Origin of the sequence: Paracraurococcus ruber (assembly GCF_004353985.1) — a bacterium.
Classification (GTDB): domain Bacteria; phylum Pseudomonadota; class Alphaproteobacteria; order Acetobacterales; family Acetobacteraceae; genus Paracraurococcus; species Paracraurococcus ruber.
On record NZ_SMOA01000448.1, the window covers coordinates 1 to 2,937 of the forward strand.

The window sequence follows — 2,937 nt, forward strand, 5'->3', positions numbered from 1 at the left end:
CGGGCGCCCCGGCATCAGGCGGCCGGCGGCCGGCCCGCGATCGCCCGCGTCACCCGCGCCGCCGCGTCGCGCACCAGCGGGCCGAAGCGGGCGATCGCCTCCGGCGTCACCCGCACCGTCGGGCCGGACACCGAAAGCCCCGCCACCGCCTCCCCAAACTCGTTGAAGATCGGCGCGCCGACGCAGCGCATGCCCAGGTTGCGCTCCTCGTCATCCACCGCGTAGCCGCGCTCGCGCACCGCGGCCAGGTCGGCGAGCAGCGCCGGCAGGGTCGTCAGCGTCCGTTCGGTGAAGCGCGGCAGGCCGACCCGCTTCAGCGTCGCCGCCGCCGCCTGCGGCGGGCGATAGGCCAGGATCGCCTTGCCGGCGCCCGAGGCATGGAACAGCGCCCGCGTGCCGGGGCGGAAGAAGGCGCGGATCGCCTCATGCGTCTCCACCTGGCTGACGAAGACGACCCCGTCCTCCTCCGCCACGGCGAGGTTCGCCGTCTCCCCGCAGGCGGCGACCAGGCCCTGCATGGCGTCCCGCCCGCAATCCGCCAGCTTGCGGCGGCGGAGGAAGGCGGTGCCGATGCGGAAGGTCTCGACCCCCACCAGCCAGAGTTGCGTCGAGGCATCGAACTCCGCCAGGCCGCGGCGCTGCAGGGTCAGCAGCATGCGATAGGCGGTGGACATCGGCAGGTCGGCGCGGCCGGCCAGGTCGGTCAGCGTCAGCCCATCCGCCTCGGCCAGGGTCGCCAGAAGCGCCAGGGCGCGGTCGAGCGACTGGACGGGGGCATCCTCCGCCTCGGCGGGCGCCTGGCGCGGGCGGCCGCGCCGGCGGTGCTGCACGGTCTGCGACATGATCCGCCCCCAGACGTTTCGTTAAATATTCTTTGCCTGCGCAATTCTTTTTCCATTCTCCTGCGGGCAGGCGCAACGGAAAACATTGAGGCCTTTTGAATTCAGAGGCTTGCACTATTTATGCCGCATCGCGGAAAAAGCTTTCGGAAAAATTGCAGGCGGCGCCGTCTTCCGGCACTCCTTCCGGCATCCGGGAACGGGGGTGGCGACAATGGCACGGATGCGGGCGGTGGATGCGGCGGTGCTGGTCCTGGCGCGGGAAGGGGTGCACTGCGCCTTCGGCGTGCCGGGCGCGGCGATCAATCCCTTCTACTCGGCGATGCGGGCACATGGCGGCATCCGCCACATCCTGGCCCGCCACGTCGAAGGCGCGTCGCACATGGCGGACGGCTTCACCCGCGCCAGGGCCGGCAATATCGGCGTCTGCATCGGCACCAGCGGGCCGGCGGGGACCGACATGATCACCGGGCTCTACACCGCCCAGGCGGACAGCCTGCCCATCCTCTGCATCACCGGTCAGGCGCCGCGCGCCAGGCTGCACAAGGAGGATTTCCAGGCCGTGGACATCGAATCCATCGCCCGCCCGGTGACGAAATGGGCGGTGACGGTGCGCGAGCCGGCGCTGGTCCCGCAGGTCTTCCAGCAGGCCTTCCACCTGATGCGCAGCGGCCGGCCGGGCCCGGTGCTGGTGGACCTGCCGGTGGACGTGCAGGTGGCCGAGATCGAGTTCGACATCGACACCTATGAGCCGCTGCCGGCCTGGAAGCCGGCGGCATCGCGCAGGCAGGTCGAGCGGGCGATCGAGATGCTGCAGGCCGCCGAGCGGCCGCTGATCGTCGCCGGCGGCGGCGTCATCAACGCCGATGCCTGCGAGGAGCTGGTGCGCTTCGCCGAGCTCACCGGCGTGCCGGTGATCCCGACGCTGATGGGCTGGGGGTCTATCCCGGACGACCATCCGCTGATGGCCGGCATGGTCGGGCTGCAGACCAGCCACCGCTACGGCAACGCCAATTTCCTGCAATCCGACTTCGTGCTGGGCATCGGCAACCGCTGGGCCAACCGCCACACCGGCAGCATCGAGAAATACACCGCCGGCCGGACCTTCGTGCATGTGGACATCGAGCCGACGCAGATCGGCCGCGTCTTCGGCCCCGATCTCGGCATCGTCTCCGACGCCCGCGCCGCGCTGGCGCTGTTCTGCGCGGTGGCGGAGGAGATGCGGGCGGCGGGGCGGCTGAAGGACTACTCCGGCTGGGCGGAGACCTGCCTGCACCGCAAGCGCACCATGCTGCGGCAGACGCATTTCGACCAGGTGCCGCTGAAGCCGCAGCGGGTGTTCGAGGAGCTGCTGGGCCATGCCGGGCGGGACACCTGCTACGTCACCACCATCGGCAACTCGCAGATCATGGCGGCGCAGCTGCTGAAGGTATATGAGCCACGGAACTGGATCAATTGCGGCCAGGCCGGGCCGCTGGGCTGGACGCTGCCGGCGGCGCTCGGCGTCCGCGCCGCCGATCCGGAACGCAAGATCGTCGCCATCTCCGGCGACTACGACTTCCAGTTCCTGATCGAGGAGCTGGCGGTCGGCGCGCAGCACAAGCTGCCCTTCCTGCAGGTGGTGGTGAACAACTCCTATCTCGGGCTGATCCGCCAGGCGCAGCGCGGCTTCCAGATGGATTTCGAGGTCAGCCTGGCCTTCGAGAACATCAATGCCGCGGACGACCCGGATGCCGTGCCGGGCTATGGCGTGGACCATGTGGCGGTGGCGGAAGGCCTGGGCTGCAAGGCGATCCGGGTGAAGTCGCCGAACGAGTTCGGCGAGGCCTTCGCCCGCGCCGAAGCGCTGATGGAGCAGCATGGCGTGCCGGTGGTGCTGGAATGCATCCTGGAGCGGCAGACCAACATCGCCATGGGCACCGAGATCGACGCGGTGAACGAGTTCGAGGAGGTGCTCTGCCTCGACCCGCGGCTGAGCAAGGAGAATGGCTGGACGCCGGCGGCGCCGCGCGTGCCGGCGACCGCCTGATGCGGCGCCGGGGCGGATCGCGCCGGGCGGGCCATGGCCCGGCGCGGGCGCCGTCCCGGCGGCATGGCC

2 protein-coding genes are annotated in these 2,937 nt (G+C 70.5%); one reads left to right on the forward strand and one right to left on the reverse strand.

Features of this window, described 5'->3' with window-relative positions; translation table 11 throughout:
- Positions 1-14 precede the first annotated feature (14 nt).
- A complete protein-coding gene (gene bhcR, locus E2C05_RS30535; RefSeq protein ID WP_133223374.1) occupies positions 15-842 on the reverse strand; it encodes an HTH-type transcriptional regulator BhcR in 828 nt (275 codons plus the stop codon).
- A 211-nt stretch (positions 843-1,053) separates the two neighbouring features.
- On the opposite strand from bhcR, the gene gcl reads away from it, so the two are divergent.
- Positions 1,054-2,868 carry a glyoxylate carboligase gene (gene gcl, locus E2C05_RS30540; protein WP_133223375.1) on the forward strand — a complete coding sequence of 605 codons (1,815 nt, stop codon included), beginning with the start codon at positions 1,054-1,056 and terminating at the stop codon, positions 2,866-2,868.
- The last annotated feature ends 69 nt before the right edge of the window (positions 2,869-2,937 follow it).